Source organism: Paracoccus sp. NIOT.M2S5SZ12 (genome assembly GCF_057748165.1).
In genome coordinates, this window is record NZ_JBYLFR010000072.1 from 1 (window position 1) to 442 (window position 442).

Genomic DNA, 442 nt, shown 5'->3' on the forward strand with positions numbered 1-442 from the left:
CCGTGTCATCGAGGACTGCGATTGGGTCTATCTGATCGAGGTGCATGCAGGCGGGCTTGTTCACGAAGTCGACGGAGAGTTCGAGCTGCTGAACGACGCCATGGCTGCAGCGCTGGCGGCCATCCCGAAGTTCACGCCGGAGCAGATGGGACGGCCGCCACTGCGCGACGCGGGACAGTCACTACACCCCTCTGTGGCGCTGAGCACGAACGAACACGAAGGCAGAGAACAGGTGTCAGGAGTGCTCACGCCAGGTGATCAGGCACGCAAATCCTGACGGGGCAACTGCAGCGGATGAAAAATTTTCGTCCGAAAGCTAGTGCACCGCTGTCCGAAAGCTGGCGCGCGGCAACACCGTGTCATCGAGGACTGCGATTGGGTCTATCTGATCGAGGTGCATGCAGGCGGGCTTGTTCACGAAGTCGACGGAGAGTTCGAGCCT

Annotated in this window: 1 protein-coding gene; it reads left to right on the plus strand. The window is 60.6% G+C overall.

The window, feature by feature from the left end:
* Positions 1-277, plus strand: a 277-nt coding sequence (locus AC2SGK_RS18345; protein ID WP_488324807.1) for a hypothetical protein, incomplete at its 5' end; no start/stop codon positions are given.
* Between the last annotated feature and the right edge of the window lie 165 nt (positions 278-442).